The 15,969-nt window shown below is 71.4% G+C and carries 16 protein-coding genes; 10 read left to right on the top strand and 6 right to left on the bottom strand.

Going from position 1 to position 15,969, the window contains the following annotated elements:
- Nucleotides 1-84: 84 nt before the first annotated feature.
- Together M6I34_RS17160 and M6I34_RS17155 are read left to right on the top strand one after the other, a co-directional pair.
- Entirely contained in the window at nucleotides 85-966 is an 882-nt protein-coding gene (locus tag M6I34_RS17160) for a DMT family transporter (protein ID WP_272487028.1), read from the top strand.
- 41 nt (nucleotides 967-1,007) lie between these two features.
- The gene (locus M6I34_RS17155) at nucleotides 1,008-1,478 is read left to right on the top strand and encodes a GFA family protein (RefSeq protein ID WP_272487227.1); all 471 of its coding nucleotides are present in this window, start codon (nucleotides 1,008-1,010) and stop codon (nucleotides 1,476-1,478) included.
- A 52-nt stretch (nucleotides 1,479-1,530) separates the two neighbouring features.
- On the opposite strand, the gene lspA is transcribed toward M6I34_RS17155, so the two are convergent.
- From lspA to M6I34_RS17140, 3 genes are all read right to left on the bottom strand, one after another.
- Complete coding sequence (lspA, locus tag M6I34_RS17150) at nucleotides 1,531-2,025, bottom strand: signal peptidase II (protein WP_272487027.1); 495 nt, start codon at nucleotides 2,023-2,025, stop codon at nucleotides 1,531-1,533.
- Nucleotides 2,025-4,895 (bottom strand): isoleucine--tRNA ligase, encoded by a 2,871-nt coding sequence (ileS, locus tag M6I34_RS17145; RefSeq protein ID WP_272487026.1) that lies wholly within the window; start codon nucleotides 4,893-4,895, stop codon nucleotides 2,025-2,027. Before ileS ends, lspA begins: the two co-directional genes overlap by 1 nt.
- 86 nt (nucleotides 4,896-4,981) lie before the next feature.
- On the bottom strand, nucleotides 4,982-5,938 hold the full coding sequence (locus tag M6I34_RS17140) for a bifunctional riboflavin kinase/FAD synthetase (RefSeq protein ID WP_272487025.1): 957 nt from the start codon (nucleotides 5,936-5,938) through the stop codon (nucleotides 4,982-4,984).
- Nucleotides 5,939-6,037: 99 nt separating this feature from the next.
- On the opposite strand from M6I34_RS17140, the gene purN reads away from it, so the two are divergent.
- From purN to M6I34_RS17125, 3 genes are all read left to right on the top strand, one after another.
- A complete protein-coding gene (gene purN, locus M6I34_RS17135) occupies nucleotides 6,038-6,703 on the top strand; it encodes a phosphoribosylglycinamide formyltransferase (protein ID WP_272487024.1) in 666 nt (221 codons plus the stop codon).
- 164 nt (nucleotides 6,704-6,867) lie between these two features.
- Nucleotides 6,868-8,076: an RsmB/NOP family class I SAM-dependent RNA methyltransferase gene (locus M6I34_RS17130; protein WP_418953571.1), complete on the top strand. Its 1,209-nt coding sequence runs from the start codon at nucleotides 6,868-6,870 to the stop codon at nucleotides 8,074-8,076.
- Nucleotides 8,077-8,240: 164 nt separating this feature from the next.
- Nucleotides 8,241-9,434: a DesA family fatty acid desaturase gene (locus tag M6I34_RS17125; protein ID WP_272487022.1), complete on the top strand. Its 1,194-nt coding sequence runs from the start codon at nucleotides 8,241-8,243 to the stop codon at nucleotides 9,432-9,434.
- A gap of 84 nt (nucleotides 9,435-9,518) precedes the next feature.
- Here the strand turns inward: M6I34_RS17125 and rpmG are convergent, their stop codons facing one another.
- From rpmG to radC, 3 genes are all read right to left on the bottom strand, one after another.
- A complete protein-coding gene (rpmG, locus tag M6I34_RS17120) occupies nucleotides 9,519-9,674 on the bottom strand; it encodes a 50S ribosomal protein L33 (RefSeq protein WP_147704130.1) in 156 nt (51 codons plus the stop codon).
- A gap of 37 nt (nucleotides 9,675-9,711) precedes the next feature.
- Nucleotides 9,712-9,945, bottom strand: coding sequence for a 50S ribosomal protein L28 (rpmB, locus tag M6I34_RS17115; protein WP_272487021.1), 234 nt, complete (start codon nucleotides 9,943-9,945; stop codon nucleotides 9,712-9,714).
- Between the two features lie 164 nt (nucleotides 9,946-10,109).
- Nucleotides 10,110-10,784, bottom strand: coding sequence for a RadC family protein (radC, locus tag M6I34_RS17110; RefSeq protein WP_272487020.1), 675 nt, complete (start codon nucleotides 10,782-10,784; stop codon nucleotides 10,110-10,112).
- A gap of 157 nt (nucleotides 10,785-10,941) precedes the next feature.
- Here radC and M6I34_RS17105 point away from each other — a divergent pair, with 157 nt between their 5' ends.
- Genes M6I34_RS17105 through M6I34_RS17085 form a run of 5 tightly spaced genes read left to right on the top strand, consistent with a single transcriptional unit; the run spans nucleotide 10,942 to nucleotide 15,953 of the window.
- Complete coding sequence (locus tag M6I34_RS17105; RefSeq protein ID WP_272487019.1) at nucleotides 10,942-11,430, top strand: FKBP-type peptidyl-prolyl cis-trans isomerase; 489 nt, start codon at nucleotides 10,942-10,944, stop codon at nucleotides 11,428-11,430.
- Nucleotides 11,430-12,395, top strand: a complete 966-nt coding sequence (gene ispH, locus M6I34_RS17100) for a 4-hydroxy-3-methylbut-2-enyl diphosphate reductase (RefSeq protein ID WP_272487018.1) — start codon at nucleotides 11,430-11,432, stop codon at nucleotides 12,393-12,395. The genes M6I34_RS17105 and ispH overlap by 1 nt, the downstream gene beginning before the upstream one ends.
- A 10-nt stretch (nucleotides 12,396-12,405) precedes the next feature.
- Entirely contained in the window at nucleotides 12,406-13,923 is a 1,518-nt protein-coding gene (locus M6I34_RS17095) for an ABC transporter ATP-binding protein (protein ID WP_272487017.1), read from the top strand.
- Nucleotides 13,913-15,016 (top strand): ABC transporter permease, encoded by a 1,104-nt coding sequence (locus tag M6I34_RS17090; RefSeq protein ID WP_272487016.1) that lies wholly within the window; start codon nucleotides 13,913-13,915, stop codon nucleotides 15,014-15,016. The genes M6I34_RS17095 and M6I34_RS17090 overlap by 11 nt, the downstream gene beginning before the upstream one ends.
- Before the next feature lie 4 nt (nucleotides 15,017-15,020).
- Nucleotides 15,021-15,953: an ABC transporter permease gene (locus tag M6I34_RS17085; RefSeq protein ID WP_272487015.1), complete on the top strand. Its 933-nt coding sequence runs from the start codon at nucleotides 15,021-15,023 to the stop codon at nucleotides 15,951-15,953.
- The last annotated feature ends 16 nt before the right edge of the window (nucleotides 15,954-15,969 follow it).

The raw sequence follows: 15,969 nt of genomic DNA, 5'->3' as shown, positions 1-15,969 counted from the left end.
ATTCTCCGGGCGAGCGGGCTCGTGCCGGCACGGCGAGCGCCGGCCCGCATCCCGTTTTCGGCCGAACCGCCGCGCTTCCCGCCAATGACCACCCGCAACCGCGCGCTGATCCTGCTCGCCGCCCTGACGCTGATCTGGGGGACGAACTGGCCGATGTTCCCGCTGGCGATGCGCGAGATTTCGGTCTGGACCTTCCGGGCGATCGCGATGCCCGCCTCGGGGCTGATCCTGCTGTCGGTCGCGCGGGCCCGCGGCCAGTCGCTCGCGATCCCGCGCGAGCACTGGCCGGTGGTCGTCGCCGCTTCGCTGGTCTACCTGGTCGTCTGGAACCTGGCCAGCACCTACGCGGCGATCATCATCCCGTCGGGGCAGGCGGCGGTGCTGGGCTTCACGATGCCGCTGTGGGCCGCGCTGATCTCGTGGGCCCTGCTCGGCGAGCGCCTGACGCCGCGGCTGATCCTGGCGGTGGCGCTCGGCGCAGCCGCCGTCGTGCTGCTGATGGTGCCGAACTTCGGCGCCTACGCCGACGCGCCGCTGGGGCTCGCGCTGGGCCTGCTCGCCGGGCTGGGCTGGGCGGTCGGCACGCTGCTGCTCAAGCGCAGGCCGGTGCCGGTGCCGACCACGGTGCTGACCGGCTGGCAGTTGCTGGTGACCTCGGGGCCGATCCTGGTCGGCGCGGCGGCCTTCGGCGACCACGACTGGTTCGTGCCGAGCTGGCAGTCGATCGCGGTGATCGCCTACATCGTGCTGGTGCCGATCACGATAGGCAACGTGATCTGGTTCTCGATCGTGGGCCTGCTGCCGGCGAACGTGGCCGGCCTGTCGTCGGTGATGGTGCCGGTGGTCGCGATGGTCTCGGGCGCGATCGTGCACGGCGAGCCGCTGGGGCCGCTGCAATGGCTGGCGATGGCGTGCAGCGCGTCGGCGCTCTCGCTTGCCTTGCTCAGGCCGGCCGCGCCGAAGTAGGCTCGGTCGTCCCGCGCCTGCCGGAGAAGACCATGAAGCCGATGAAGCTGAACGGATCCTGCCACTGCGGCGCGGTGCGCTTCACCGTGACCGCCGCGTCCCCGTATCCCTTCATGCGCTGCTACTGCTCGATCTGCCGCAAGACGGCCGGCGGCGGCGGCTACGCGATCAACCTGGGCGCCGACCGGCGAAGCCTGAAGGTGACCGGCGAGGAGAACCTGTCGGTCTACCGCGCCCGGCTGGACGACGGCAGCCTCAGCACCGGCGAGCGCAGCTTCTGCAGCCGCTGCGGCAGCGCACTGTGGCTCTACGACCCGACCTGGCCCGGGCTGGTGCACCCGCATGCGTCAGCGATCGACACGCCGCTGCCGGTGCCGCCCGACCGGGTGCACATCATGCTCGGCTCGAAGGCGAGCTGGGTCGAACCCGAGGTCCGGGAAGGCGATCGGTGCTTCGACGACTACCCGGACGAATCGCTCGCGCAGTGGCACGCGCGGCACGGCTTCGCTTAGCCGCCGCGCGGGCGCGGCGCCCTCGGCCCAGCGCGGGCGCGGCTCGTTCCGCTCAGCGCGCGCGCCGCACGCGCAGGATCTCGTCCAGGATCAGCAGCGCCGCCCCGAACGTGATCGCCATGTCGGCGACGTTGAACGCCGGCCAGTGCCAGTCGCGCCAGTACAGCAGCACGAAGTCGGTGACCTTGCCCTGCCAGACGCGGTCGATCACGTTGCCGATCGCGCCGGCCAGGATCAGCGACAACGCGAACGCGAACAGCCGCTGCGAGCCGTGGCGCGCCAGCATCCACACGATGAACACCGCTGCCGCGATGCCGATGCCGGTGAAGAACCAGCGTTGCCAGCCGCCGGCACCGGCCAGGAAGCTGAAGGCCGCGCCGCGGTTGTAGACCAGCGTGAAGTCGAAGAAGCCGGGGATGACCGGCACGCGCTCGCCGAAGTCGAGCGCGCGCACCGCGATCCACTTGGTGAGCTGGTCGAGCGCGATCAGCGCCGCGGCCAGCCCGAGGTGCCGGCCGAGCCGGTTCGGCGCGCCGCGCGAGGCCATCAGGCGAACTCGCGCGGCTCGCCGTCGCCGTGCAGGTTCGACACGCAGCGCCCGCAGATCGACGGATGCTCCGGATCGGCGCCGACGTCCTCGCGCCAGTGCCAGCAGCGCTCGCACTTCTGGTGGGCGCTCGGCTCCACGACGATCGCAGTCTCGTCGGCGCTGGCTGCGCGCTCGACGCGGGCGGCCGACACGATCAGCACGAAGCGCAGGTCGTCGCCGAGCGAGGTGACCGCGTCGTGCCGGTCACCGTGCAAGTGCAGGACCACCTCGGCCTGCAGCGAGGAGCCGATGCCGCCGGCCGCGCGCACTTCCTCGAGTCGCTTGAGCACGTCGGCGCGCACCGCGCGGATCGCCTCCCACTTCGCGCGCAGCGCCTCGGCATCGGGCTGGGCCTCGAAGGCGCGGTACGTCTGCGCGAAGATCGTCTCTCCGCCCGCCTTCCAGAGCTTCGGCGCGAACAGCGGCCAGGCCTCCTCGGCGGTGAAGGACAGGATCGGCGCGACGACCCGCAGCAACGAATCGGTGATCGCGTGCAGCGCGGTCTGCGCCGAGCGCCGCGCCAGCGAGCCGGGCGCGGTCGTGTACAGCCTGTCCTTCAGGATGTCGAGGTAGAAGGCGCCGAGGTCTTCCGAGCAGAAGGTCTGGATCTTCGCGACCGCCGGGTGGAACTCGAAGACCTCGTAGTCGGCCTCGATCGACTTCTGCCAGGCCGCGGTCATCGCCAGCGCGTAGCGGTCGATCTCGAACATCCGGTCCAGCGGCACCGAATCCTTGGCCGGGTCGAAGTCGGACACGTTGGCCAGCAGGAAGCGCAGCGTGTTGCGGATGCGCCGGTACGCCTCGACGACCCGCTTGAGGATCTCGTCGGAGATCGACAGCTCGCCCGAGTAGTCGGTGCTGGCCACCCACAGGCGCAGGATCTCGGCGCCCAGCGTGTCGGACACCTTCTGCGGCGCGATCACGTTGCCGACCGACTTGGACATCTTGCGGCCCTGGCCGTCGACGACGAAGCCGTGCGTGAGCAGCGACCGGTAGGGCGGCTCGCCGTTGAGCATCGACGAGGTGAGCAGCGACGAGTGGAACCAGCCGCGGTGCTGGTCGCTGCCCTCGAGGTACATGTCGGCAGGGAAGGTCGACTGGTCCTTGTGCGAGCCGCGCAGGACGGTCTCGTGCGTGGTGCCGGAGTCGAACCAGACGTCGAGCGTGTCGCGGTTCTTCACGTAGTGCGCGGCCTCGTCGCCGAGCAGTTCCTGCGGGTCGAGCCGCTGCCAGGCCTCGATGCCTTCGCGCTCGATGCGCTGCGCGACCGCCTCGATCAGCTCGGGCGTGCGCGGATGCAGCTCGCCGGTTTCCTTGTGCACGAAGAAGGCCATCGGCACGCCCCACTGCCGCTGGCGCGACAGCGTCCAGTCGGGCCGGTTGGCGATCATGCCGTGCAGCCGCGCCTTGCCCCAGGCCGGATAGAAGCGGGTGGCCTCGATGCCGCGCAGCGCGGTCTCGCGCAGGGTTTCCTCGCCGTCGACGGGCTTGACGTCCATGCCCGCGAACCACTGGCTGGACGCGCGATAGATGACCGGCGTCTTGTGCCGCCAGCAGTGCATGTAGCTGTGCGGGTACTTCTCGACCGAGAACAGGCAGCCGTGTGCGCGGATGTGCTCGACGATCTTCGGGTTGGCGTCCCAGATCGACAGGCCGGCGAAGTCGGGCAGCCAGCTCGCATAGGTGCCGTCGCCGAGCACCGGCTGCAGGATCTCGTCGTCCTTCATGCCGTGCTGCTTGCACGAAGCGAAGTCTTCGACGCCGTAGGCCGGCGCCGAGTGGACCAGGCCGGTGCCGGAGTCGAGCGTCACGTAGTCGCCCAGGTAGACCGGGGAAAGCCGGTCGGCGAAGGGATGGCGGAACGCGATCAGCTCGAGCGCCTGGCCCTTGCACTTCGCGAGCACCTGCCAGCTGCCCTCGGCGTCGAGCTTCCAGCGCTTCAGGCAGGCCTCGACCAGGTCGGCCGCCACGACAAGCAGCGCCGGCGCGCCCTGCCAGTCGGCCACGCGCACCAGCGCGTAGTCGAACTCGGGGTGCAGGTTCAGCGCCTGGTTGGCCGGGATGGTCCACGGCGTGGTCGTCCAGATGACCGCGTAGCCGCGCTCGATCGGCAGAGCGGGCAGGCCGAAGGCCTTCGCGAGCTTCGGCAGCTCGGCCGGCTCGAACGGAAAGCCGACGTCGACCGACGGGTCGGTGCGGTCGGCGTACTCGACCTCGGCCTCGGCCAGCGCAGAGCCGCAGTCGAAGCACCAGTTCACCGGCTTCAGGCCGCGGAACACGTAGCCCTTGTTCAGGATCTTGCCGAGCGCGCGCAGCTCGTCGGCCTCGTTGCCGAAGGCCATCGTCTTGTACGGGTTGTCCCAGTCGCCGAGCACGCCCAGCCGGATGAAGTCCTTCTTCTGGCGCTCGATCTGCTCGGTCGCGTAGGCGCGGGATTTCGCCTGCACCTCGTCGGCCGGCAGGTTCTTGCCGAACTGCTTTTCGATCTGGATCTCGATCGGCATGCCGTGGCAGTCCCAGCCCGGCACGTAGCGCGCGTCGAAGCCCGCCATGTTGCGGCTCTTGACGATGATGTCCTTCAGGATCTTGTTGACCGCGTGACCGATGTGAATGTCGCCGTTCGCGTAAGGCGGGCCGTCGTGCAGCACCCAGACCGGCCGACCCTTCGAGGCCTCGCGGATCGCGCGGTAGATGCCCTTCTCCTGCCACTGCTTCGTCCACTGCGGCTCGCGCTTGGCGAGGTCGCCGCGCATCGGGAACGGCGTGTCGGGCAGGTTCAGCGTGTCGCGGTACGACGCGGCGGGCTTGCCTTGTTTGCCTTCGGACATCTCGTTGTTCTCTCGGGGAAATCGGTTCGGGATCGGGGATCGTTCGGGAAATTCGCGGCGGGCTCGGTGGCTCGGGCGCTCGGGGCTCAGGCGTGCTGCGCGAGCCAGTCGCGCGCCTGGTCCTCGTCGCGGCGGATCTGCGCCACCAGCAGGTCGAGCGAATCGTAATGGGCCTCGTCGCGCAGCTTGTGCAGGAACTCGACGCTCACGCGCCGTCCGTACACCTGCCGCGAGAAGTCGAACAGGTGCACCTCGAGCAGCAGGGCGCCGTTCTCCTCGACCGCGGGGCGCGTGCCGAGGCTGGCCACGCCGGGCAGCGGCGCGTCGCCCAGGCCGTGCACCTGCACCACGAAGATGCCGCTGAGCGCCGGGCGCGGAAAGCGCACCGGCAGGTTCAGCGTGGGAAAGCCCAGGTCGCGGCCCAGCTTGCGGCCGTGGATCACGCGGCCGCTGATCGTGTACGCCCGGCCGAGCAGGCTGCGCGCGCGATCGAAGTCGCCGGCGGCGAGCGCGTCGCGCACCGCCGAGCTGGACACGCGGACGCCGTGGCGCTCGACGGTGGGCTGGCGCATCAGGTCGAAGCCGAAGCGCGGGGCGGCTTCGGCGAGCATGTCGTAGTCGCCGCGGCGCCGGGCGCCGAAGCGGAAGTCGTCGCCGACCATCAGGCAGCGGGCCTGCAGGCCTTCGACCACGATGCGCTCGATGAATTCCCCGGCCGGCTGCGAGGCCAGCGAGGCGTTGAAGTGCGCGATGCAGACGCGGTCCACGCCGCACTCGGCCAGCGCCTCGAGCTTGTCGCGGCTGGTGCTGATCCGGGCCGGCGGCGTGACCGGCGCGGCCCCGGGGCGGGGATGCGCAGCGAACCACTCGCGCGGATGCGGCTCGAAGGTCAGCACGCAGACCGGCAGGTCGCGCGCGCGCGCCGCCGCCGACAGCTGCGCCAGCATCTCGCGATGCCCGACGTGCACGCCGTCGAAGTTGCCGATCGTCAGCGCGCAGGGGCGCCGCCGATCGGGCGGGGGCAGGCGTCGGAAGACTTCCATCGGGGCGCGTTTCCGGGAGGGGCTGGGGCGGCGATGCAAAACCTTGAATTATAAGGCTTTGCCGGCCGATTCGCCCAGCCTCGATGATAGAATTCCACGATGAAAAAAATCGTGATCCTGATCTCGGGGCGCGGCTCGAACATGGTCGCGATCGCGCGGGCCTGCGAAGCCGAGGCCTGGCCCGCCCGGATCGTCGCGGTGATCGGCAACCGGCCCGGCGCCGAGGGGCTGGCCCGTGCCGCCGAGCTCGGCCTGCCGGTGCGCGTGGTCGACCATCGCGAGCATGCCGATCGCGAGTCCTTCGACGCCGCGCTGGCTGCCGAGATCGACGCGCTGGCGCCCGACCTGATCGTGCTGGCCGGCTTCATGCGCATCCTGACCGACGGCTTCGTGCGGCGCTACGCCGGCCGCATGCTGAACATCCATCCGTCGCTGCTGCCCGCCTTCCCGGGCCTGGCCACCCACCGGCGCGCGCTGGCCGCCGGGGTGAGGGTGCACGGCTCGACCGTGCATTTCGTGGGCGCCGAGCTCGACGACGGCCCGATCCTCGCCCAGGCGGCGGTCGAGGTGCGCGACGAGGACACCGAGCAGACGCTCGAGGCGCGGGTGCTCGAGGCCGAGCACCGCCTCTACCCGATGGCGGTGCGCTGGTTCGTCGAGGGCCGGCTGCATGTCGAGGGCCGGCGGGTCAGGCTGCTGCCGCGGGGCGAGGGCCCTGCCGGGGGCGCGGCGGGCGATTCGCGTCTGGTCTGGAGCGCGACGTGAGCGGGCGGGATCGCAAGCGCGCCGGCGGCGCGGGCTCGCGCGGCCCGGGCGCCGGCAAGCCGCCCCGGGGCGCGGCGCGCGGCGGCGGCCAAGGCGCCGGCAGACCGACGGCCGGCGCGGCGCGCGCCCCGGTCGACGTGCGCGCGCTCGAGGCGGTGCTGCCGATGACGATGCCGGCCGACACCGCGCTGCGGCGCTTCTTCCGCGAGCATCCGGAAATGGGCCGGCGCGATCGCGCCGCGGTCGCCGAGACCGTGTTCGACGTGCTGCGCAACCGGCGCCTGTACGCGCACCTCGCGCAGAGCGGCGACGGTCCGATCGCGCAGCGGCTCGCCGCGGTGTCGCGGATCCGCCGCGGGCTGCCGGTACGCTCCGAGCGCGCCGACGGTTCGCCGCCCGACTGGCTGGCCCGGGCCCGCGACATCGATCCGGCCACGTTGCCCTTCGCGATCCGCTTCAGCCTGCCCGACTGGCTCGCCCCAGCGATCGAGTCGCGCGCCGATGCAGCGGCGCTGGCTGCGGCGCTGCTCGAGCCGGCGCCGCTGGACCTGCGCGTGAACGACGCGAAGGGTGGGCGCGACGCGGCGATCGCCACGCTGGCCGAGGACGGCATCGAGGCCGACCCGCTCGCGATCGCGCCGCTGGCGCTGCGGGTGAAGGGCAAGCCGGCGCTCGAGGCCAGCCGCGCCTTCGTCGAGGGCCTGGTCGAGGTGCAGGATGCCGGAAGCCAGCTGCTCGCGATGCTGGTGGGCCCGAAGCGCGGCCAGACCGTGGTGGACCTCTGCGCCGGCGCCGGCGGCAAGACGCTCGCGATGGCGGCGGCGATGCGCTCGACCGGGCAGGTCTTCGCGTGCGACGTTTCCGCGCAGCGGCTGCTGCGGCTGCGGCCGCGGCTGCAGCGGGCCGGCGCGACCAACGTGCAGCCGATGGCGATCGACAGCGAGCGCGACCCGAAGCTGGGGCGGCTGGCCGGCCGGGCCGACGCGGTGCTGGTCGACGCGCCGTGCAGCGGCACCGGCACGCTGCGCCGCAACCCGGACCTGAAGTGGCGCGGCGACCCGACCTCGCTGGGCAGGCTGCTCGAGCAGCAGCAGTCGATCCTCGAAGCGGCCGCGCGGCTGGTCAAGCCCGGCGGCGTGCTGGTCTACGCGACCTGCAGCCTGCTGCCCGAGGAGAACGAGCGGCAGGCCGAGCGTTTCGAGGCGGCCCATCCGGAGTTCGTCCGGGAGCCCGCCCGAACCGCGCTCGCGGCCCAGGGCGCCGGGATCGATCCGGCCGATCCGGATGGCGACCCGCCGGGCCTGCTGCGACTGCTGCCGCACCGCGACGGCGTCGACGGCTTCTTCGCGGCGCGCTGGAAGCGGGCGCGCTGAGTCGTCGCGGCGCGACGGAAGAGGCTGCGCCGAACGCGGCGCGGCGGTTATCATTCCCCCGAGCCGCGGCCATGGGCGGTGCCTCCCGAGCCTCGCCCTGCCGCCCGGCGCTGCCCATCGAGGCGGCCGTTCGGCCGCCCGCCGTCTGACCTGGAGACTTCTTCTTGCTGGACTTCCTGCTTCGCTTCCTCGACCAGGGCCTCGTCGACGCCGCCTGGTGGCAGATCGTGCTCTACACGCTGGCCGCCACGCACGTGACGATCGCCGGGGTCACGATCTACCTGCACCGCTGCCAGGCCCACCGTGCGCTGGACTTGCACCCGGTCGTATCGCATTTCTTCCGCTTCTGGCTCTGGCTGACCACCGGCATGGTCACGAAGGAATGGGCGGCCATCCACCGCAAGCATCACGCGCGCTGCGAGACCGAAGAGGATCCGCACAGCCCGGTGCGCTGGGGCCTGGGCAAGGTGCTGCTCGAAGGCGCCGAGCTGTACCGGGCCGAGGCGCGCAACCTGGAAACGCTGCAGAAGTTCGGGCACGGCACGCCCGACGACTGGGTCGAGCGCAAGGTCTACTCGAAGCATCCGGTGCTGGGCGTTTCGCTGCTGCTGATCGGCACGGTGGCCGCGTTCGGCGTCATCGGGCTGGCGGTCTGGGCGGTGCAGATGCTGTGGATCCCGGTCTGGGCGGCGGGCGTGATCAACGGGCTCGGCCACGCCAAGGGCTACCGCAACTTCGACTGTCCCGACGCGAGCACCAACATCTTCCCGTGGGGCATCCTGATCGGCGGCGAAGAGCTGCACAACAACCACCACACCTTCGCCAGCTCGGCCAAGCTGTCGGTCAAGTGGTACGAGTTCGACATCGGCTGGATGTACATCCGGATCCTGGCCATGCTCGGGCTGGCCACGGTGCGCCGCACGGTGCCCAAGCCGAAGTTCGCCGAGGCCAGGCCGGTGATCGACCTGGAGACCGTGCAGGCGGTGATCGCGCACCGTTACGACGTGATGGCCCATTACGCCCGCACCCTCAGGCAGGCCTGCGCCGACGAGGCGCGGCGCCTGGCGCAGCGCCCGGAGGGCAAGCTGGTCGCCTCGGCCCGCAGGTGGCTGCACTGGGACACCGCGCGCTGGAGCGAGCAGCAGAAGGCGCGGGTCGCCGAGATCTTCGCCGCCAGCGAGCGGCTGCAGAAGATGGTCGAGATGCGCCGCGAGCTCGCCAAGCTCTGGGAGCGCTCGAACCTGAGCCGCGAGCAACTGGTGGCGCACCTGCAGCAGTGGTGCCAGCGCGCCGAGGCGAGCGGCATCCGGTCGCTGCAGGAGATGTCGCGGCGGGTCAGGTCCTACACGGCCAGCTGAGGCCCGCGTCGCGGGCGGGCCGGCCCCGCCAACGAAAAAGCCCCGCATCGCGGGGCTTTTTCGCTCACTGCAAGGAAACGAAGATCACTTGATCTTCGTTTCCTTGTAGATCACGTGCTTGCGGGCGACGGGATCGAACTTCTTGATCTCCATCTTCTCCGGCATGTTCCGCTTGTTCTTGGTGGTCGTGTAGAAGTGGCCGGTGCCGGCCGTCGACTCGAGCTTGATCTTGTCGCGCATGATGTTTGCCTCGCTTGTTCGGGGAGCTTCGTATCGCTCAGGCTTCGCCGCGGGCGCGCAGGTCGGCCAGGACCGTGTCGATGCCCACCTTGTCGATCATCCGCAGGCCGGCGTTGGTGATGCGCAGGCGCACCCAGCGCTTCTCGGACTCGACCCAGATGCGGCGGTATTGCAGGTTCGGCAGGAAGCGACGCTTGGTCTTGTTGTTCGCGTGCGAAACGTTGTTGCCGACCATCGGCGCTTTTCCGGTGACTTGGCAGACTTTGGCCATGATCAGTGTTCCTGTCAGGATCTCGCTAACGGGGAGCTCTCAGGCACGAGGGCCAGGGGCAATTCCGCAGTACGGAGGCCCGGCTCGGGTTGCGGTGGACCCGCTCGGATCCAGCAAAGCTCGCCATTATAGGTGAACCTGGCCGCGCCAGGCAAGTGAGTCGCCTACAGCAGCCCCGCCTCGGCGAACGAGTAACAGCGGTTGCCGGCCACGATCAGGTGGTCGAGCACCGGGATGTCGAGCGGGCGCAGCGCCGCGCGCAGCGCGTCGGTCAGCATCCGGTCGGCGGCGCTGGGTTCGGCCACGCCTGACGGGTGGTTGTGCGCGAAGATGATCGCCGCGCAGTTCAGCTCGAGCGCCCGCCGGGCGACTTCGCGCGGGTAGACGGCGGTCTGGGTCAGCGTGCCGCGGAACAGCTCTTCGGCCGAGATCAGCCGGTTCTGGCTGTCGAGGAAGAGCCCAGCGAAGATCTCGTAGCCGCGGTCGCGCAGCCACAGGGCGAGGAAGTCCCGGACCGTGCCGGGCGACTGCAGCGAGTCGCGGGCGCGCAGTTCCTCGCGCAGCGAGCGCCGCGACAGCTCGACCGAGGCCTGCAGCAGCGCCCAGCGCGCCGGCCCTAGCCCCGGACGGGCGAGCGCATGCTCCTGCCGGGCCGACAGCAGCCCGCGCAGCCCGCCGTATTCGGCGAGCAGCTCGTTGCCCAGGTCGACCGCGCTGCGGCCCGGCATGCCGGTGCGCAGCAGCACCGCCAGCAGTTCGGCGTCGGAGAGCCGCGCCGCCTCGCCTGCCAGCAGGCGCTCGCGGGGACGTTGATCGGTCGGCCATTCGGTGATCGTCATGGTGTCGCTCGAGTCGTCCGGACAGGGTCCGGGAATGGTTCGGGGAAGAGTGCGGGGAAACTGCAGGAAACCGGCCAGGCAGGGCAGGGGCCGAGCCGGCGGCAAGACCCCGCACTCAGCCGGGTGCGGCGGCCACCCATCCCTTAGAATGGCGGGCATGAACACCCGATCGCCCGACGCCTCGCCCGGCGACGCCGGCAGCCCCGCGAGGGTTGCGCCCGGCTCCTACCTGACCCTGCATTACCGGCTCAGTCTGGCCGAGTCGGGGGCGGACGTCATTAATACCTTCGTCGAGCGGCCTGCCACGCTTCAGCTGGGCCTAGGCCAGATGGCCGAGCCGCTCGAGCGTTGCCTGCTGGGCCTGGCCGACGGCGCGCACGAGATCTTCGAGCTCGAGGCCGACGACGCCTTCGGGCCGCGCAATCCGGAGCTGGTCCAGAAGCTGTCGCGCGCCACCTTCGACGCCAACGTCGAGCCGGGCAGCGATTACCAGCCCGGCGACCTGGTCGAGTTCCCGACCGCCGACGGCGGTCGCTTCGCCGGCGTGCTGAAGGAGCTCACCGAACGCTACGCGCTGTTCGACTTCAACCACCCGCTGGCCGGCCAGCGGGTGCGCTTCGAAGTCCGCATCCTGGGAATCCTCTGATGGCCGATACGCTTGCGCTGCTCGCCCAGCCGCGGGGCTTTTGCGCCGGCGTCGACCGGGCGATCGAGATCGTCGAGCGCGCGCTCGAGCGATTCGGCCCGCCGGTCTACGTTCGTCACGAGATCGTCCACAACGACCACGTCGTCGGCGAGCTGCGCGCCAAGGGCGCGGTGTTCGTCGACGAGCTCGACCAGGTGCCGGCCGGATCGGTCGTCATCTTCTCGGCGCACGGCGTGTCCCGCGCGGTGCGCGACGAAGCCGAGGGGCGCGGCCTGCAGGTGTTCGACGCGACCTGCCCGCTGGTCACCAAGGTGCACGTCGAGGTCGCCAAGATGCGCCGCGAGGGCCGCGAGGTGGTCATGATCGGCCACGCCGGCCACCCCGAGGTCGAGGGCACGATGGGCCAGGCCGACGACGGCATCCATCTGGTCGAGACCACCGAGGACGTCGCCCGGCTGCAGGTCGCCGATCCGTCCCGCCTGGCCTACGTCACGCAGACGACGCTGTCGGTCGACGACTGCCGCGGCATCATCGAGGCGCTGAAGGCGCGCTTCCCGGCGATCGCCGAGCCCAAGAAGCAGGACATCTGCTACGCCACGCAGAACCGCCAGGACGCGGTCAAGTTCATGGCCCCGCAGTGCGACCTGGTGCTGGTGATCGGCTCGCCCACCAGCTCGAACAGCAACCGCCTGCGCGAAGTCGCGGAGAAGCTCGGCTGCGAGGCGAAGCTGATCGGCTCGGCCGCCGAGCTCGACCCCGCCTGGCTGGCCGGCAAGCGCCGGATCGGCGTCACCGCGGGGGCGTCGGCACCCGAGGTGCTGGTCGAGCAGCTGGTCGCGCGCCTGCGCGAGCTCGGCGTGGGCAGCGTCCGGGCGCTGCCCGGCGTGGAAGAGCACATGACCTTCCCGCTGCCCAAGGGCCTGGCGCGCGGCGAACCGGCGCCGGACGCCTCCACCAGGGCCTGAGCCCCGCGCGATGCCCGAAGGCCTGCCCGCCCGCCTCTCGCTGCGCGGCATCGGCAAGGCCTACCCGGGCGTCGTCGCCAACGAGGACATCGACCTCGACGTCGCCCCGGGCGAGATCCACGCCGTGCTCGGCGAGAACGGCGCCGGCAAGTCGACGCTGATGAAGATCGCCTATGGCGTCGTCCAGCCGACCGCCGGCGAGATCTTCTGGGAGGGCATGCCGGTCGTGCTTCGCGACCCGGCCCACGCGCGCAGCCTGGGCATCGGCATGGTCTTCCAGCACTTCTCGCTGTTCGAGTCGCTGACCGTCGTCGAGAACGCGGCGCTGGCCCTGCCCGGCAGGCCCGACCTCGCCGACCTGGCGCGGCGGATCGAGGCGGTGTCGCAGCGCTACGGCCTGCCGGTCGACCCGCATCGACTGGTCCACGCGCTGTCGGTCGGCGAGCGGCAGCGGGTGGAGATCATCCGCTGCCTGCTGCAGAACCCGAAGCTGCTGATCATGGACGAGCCGACCTCGGTGCTCACGCCGCAGGCGGTCCGGAGCCTGTTCGGCATGCTGCGCAAGCTCGCGGCCGAGGGCTGCAGCATCCTGTACATCAGCCACAAGCTCGACGAGATCCGCGAGCTCTGCCATTCGGCCACCGTGCTGCGCGCCGGCCGCGTGACCGGCCGCTGCGTGCCGGCCGAGGAGACGCCGGCGTCGATGGCGAGGATGATGATCGGCGACGAGCTGCCGGTGCCCCGCCACGGCCGGCCGGCCGAAGGCGGCGAGACCCGTCTTCACCTCGCCGGTCTGTCGCGGCCCAGCGACGATCCGTTCGGCGTCGACCTGAAGGAGATCGAGCTCGACGTGCGGGCCGGCGAGATCGTCGGCATCGCAGGCGTATCCGGCAACGGCCAGCAGGAGCTGCTCCGGGCGATCTCGGGCGAAGAGCCGCTCGACAGCGCGCAGCCGATCCGGCTGTTCGGCTACGAGGCGGGCCGCTACAGCGTGGCGCGCAGGCGCGAGCTCGGCCTCGGTTTCGTGCCCGAGGAGCGCCTGGGCCGCGGCGCGGTGCCGCGGATGAGCCTCGTGCAGAACGCGCTCCTCACCGCGCACCGCAAGGGCATGCGCCGCGCGGGCCTGATCGACTTCGCCGCCGCGCGCCGCTTCGCGGCCGACTGCATCGCGCGTTTCGGCGTGAAGGCGCCGGGGCCGCAGGCCAGCGCCGGCTCGCTGTCGGGCGGCAACCTGCAGAAGTTCATCGTCGCGCGCGAGATCCTGCAAAAGCCGGGCCTGCTGGTCGTGGCGCAGCCGACCTGGGGCGTGGACGTCGGCGCGGCCGCCTTCCTGCGCCAGCAGCTGGTCGACCTGCGCGATGCCGGCTCGGCGGTGCTGGTCGTGTCGGAGGAACTCGACGAGCTGTTCGAGATCTGCGACCGGATCGCGGTGATCGCCGGGGGCCGGCTGTCGCCGCTGCGGCCGGTCGCCGAGACCGGCATCGAGGAGATCGGGCGCTGGATGGGCGGAGGCTGGGATGCAAGCTGAGCGCGCGAGGCGCCGGCCCTGGCAGCCGCGCATCGAGGCGAGGCCCGCGCCGTCGCCGGCCTGGCGATGGCTTTCCCCGCTCGTTGCCGCGCTGCTCACGGTGGCCGGCGTCGCGGCGGTCTTCCTCGCGCTCGGCAAGGACCCGCTCGAGGGCCTGTCGGTGTTCTTCCTCAACCCGCTGCGCGACGGCTATGCGATCGCCGAGCTGCTGCTCAAGGCCACGCCGCTCGCGCTGATCGCGGCGGGCCTGGCGGTCGGCTTCCGCGCGAACGTGTGGAACATCGGCGCCGAAGGCCAGTTCGTGGTCGGCGCGATCGCCGCAACCGGCCTGGCGCTGGCCGCGCACGACAGCGGGGCGGCCTGGCTGCTGCCGGCGATGTTCGTGGCCGGCGCGCTCGGCGGCGCGGCCTGGGCGGCGATCCCGGCGCTGCTGAAGACCCGCTTCAACGCCAGCGAGATCCTGGTCTCGCTGATGCTGGTCTACGTGGCCCAGCTCGGCGCGTCGTGGCTGGTGCACGGACCCTGGCAGGACCCGGCCGGCTTCAACTTCCCGCAGACCGTGATGTTCGAGGAGGCCGCGCTGCTGCCGCTGCTGCTCGAGGGCACGCGGCTGAACCTCGCGTTCCCGGTCGCGATCGGGGCGCTGATCGCCGCCTGGGTGTTCATGCAGCGCAGCTTCGCCGGCTTCCAGATGCAGGTGGCCGGGCAGGCCGAGGCCGCGGCGCGCTATGCCGGCTTTCCGGTGGCCCGGGCGGTCTGGATCGGCATGCTCGCCGGCGGCGCGGCGGCAGGCCTTGCCGGCATGGCCGAGGTCGCGGGCCCGATGGGCCAGCTCACCGAGCACGTGTCCAACCAGTACGGCTTCGCGGCGATCATCGTGGCCTTCGTCGGCCGGCTGCACCCGGCGGGCATCGGGCTGGCCAGCCTGCTGATGGCGCTGCTGTACATCGGCGGCGAGCAGGCGCAGCAGTACCTGAACCTGCCCTCGTCGATCTCCAAGGTCTTCCAGGGGATGCTGCTGTTCTTCCTGCTGGGCGCCGACGTCTTCGTGCAGTACCGGCTGCGCCTGCGCGCGCCCAGGCTGGCGGGCTGAGCCGATGGAGAACGGGCTGCTCGCCGCGATCCTGTTCGCCACCGTGGTGGCAGGCACGCCGCTGGTCGTGGCCGCGCTCGGCGAGCTGGTGGCCGAGCGCGCGGGCGTGCTGAACCTGGGCGTCGAGGGGATGATGGCGGTCGGGGCGGTGGCCGGCTTCGCCGCCGCGCACACCTGGGGCAGCGCACCAGCCGGCGTCGGCGCGGGCCTGCTGGCGGGGGCCGGCATGTCGGCGATCTTCGCCTTCCTCGCGCTCACGCTCACCGCCAACCAGGTGGCCGCCGGGCTCGCGCTGTCGATCTTCGGCGTCGGGTTGTCCGCCTTCGTCGGCAAGGCCTGGGAGTCCGAGTCGCTGGCGGCGGTGCCGGCCACGCGGATCCCGCTGCTGGCCGACCTGCCGCTGCTCGGGCCGGCGCTGTTCTCCCACCAGTGGCTGGTCTACGTTTCCTGGCTGCTGATCGCCGCGGTGGCCTGGTTCCTGTCGCGAAGCCGGGCCGGGCTGGTGCTGCGGGCGGTCGGCGAGTCGCCGGCCTCGGCGCACGCGATCGGCCACCCGGTGCTGCGGATCCGCTGGCTGGCCACGCTGTTCGGCGGGGCGATGGCCGGCGTGGCCGGCGCCTTCCTGTCGGTGTTCCACACGCCGCTGTGGGCCGAGGGCATGGTGGCCGGCAAGGGCTGGATCGCGCTGGCGCTGGTCGTGTTCGCGACCTGGCGCCCCTTGCGCGCCGCCTTCGGCGCCTACCTGTTCGGCGGCGTCATGGTCGCGCAGCTTTTCCTGCAGGGCTCGGGCCTGCAGATCGAGATCCCCTCGCAGTTCCTCAGCGCGCTGCCGTATCTGGCCACGGTGATCGTGCTCGTGGCAATCTCGCGCAATCGACAGAAGATCCGCCTGAATTCTCCGGTATCGCTGGGCCAGCCCTGGCGGCCGGACGCCTGATTTCCCGACCGGAGAC

Origin of the sequence: Zeimonas sediminis, from assembly GCF_023721795.1 — a bacterium.
GTDB lineage: Bacteria > Pseudomonadota > Gammaproteobacteria > Burkholderiales > Burkholderiaceae_E > Zeimonas > Zeimonas sediminis.
This window is presented reverse-complemented; position numbering and strand designations above follow the sequence as displayed.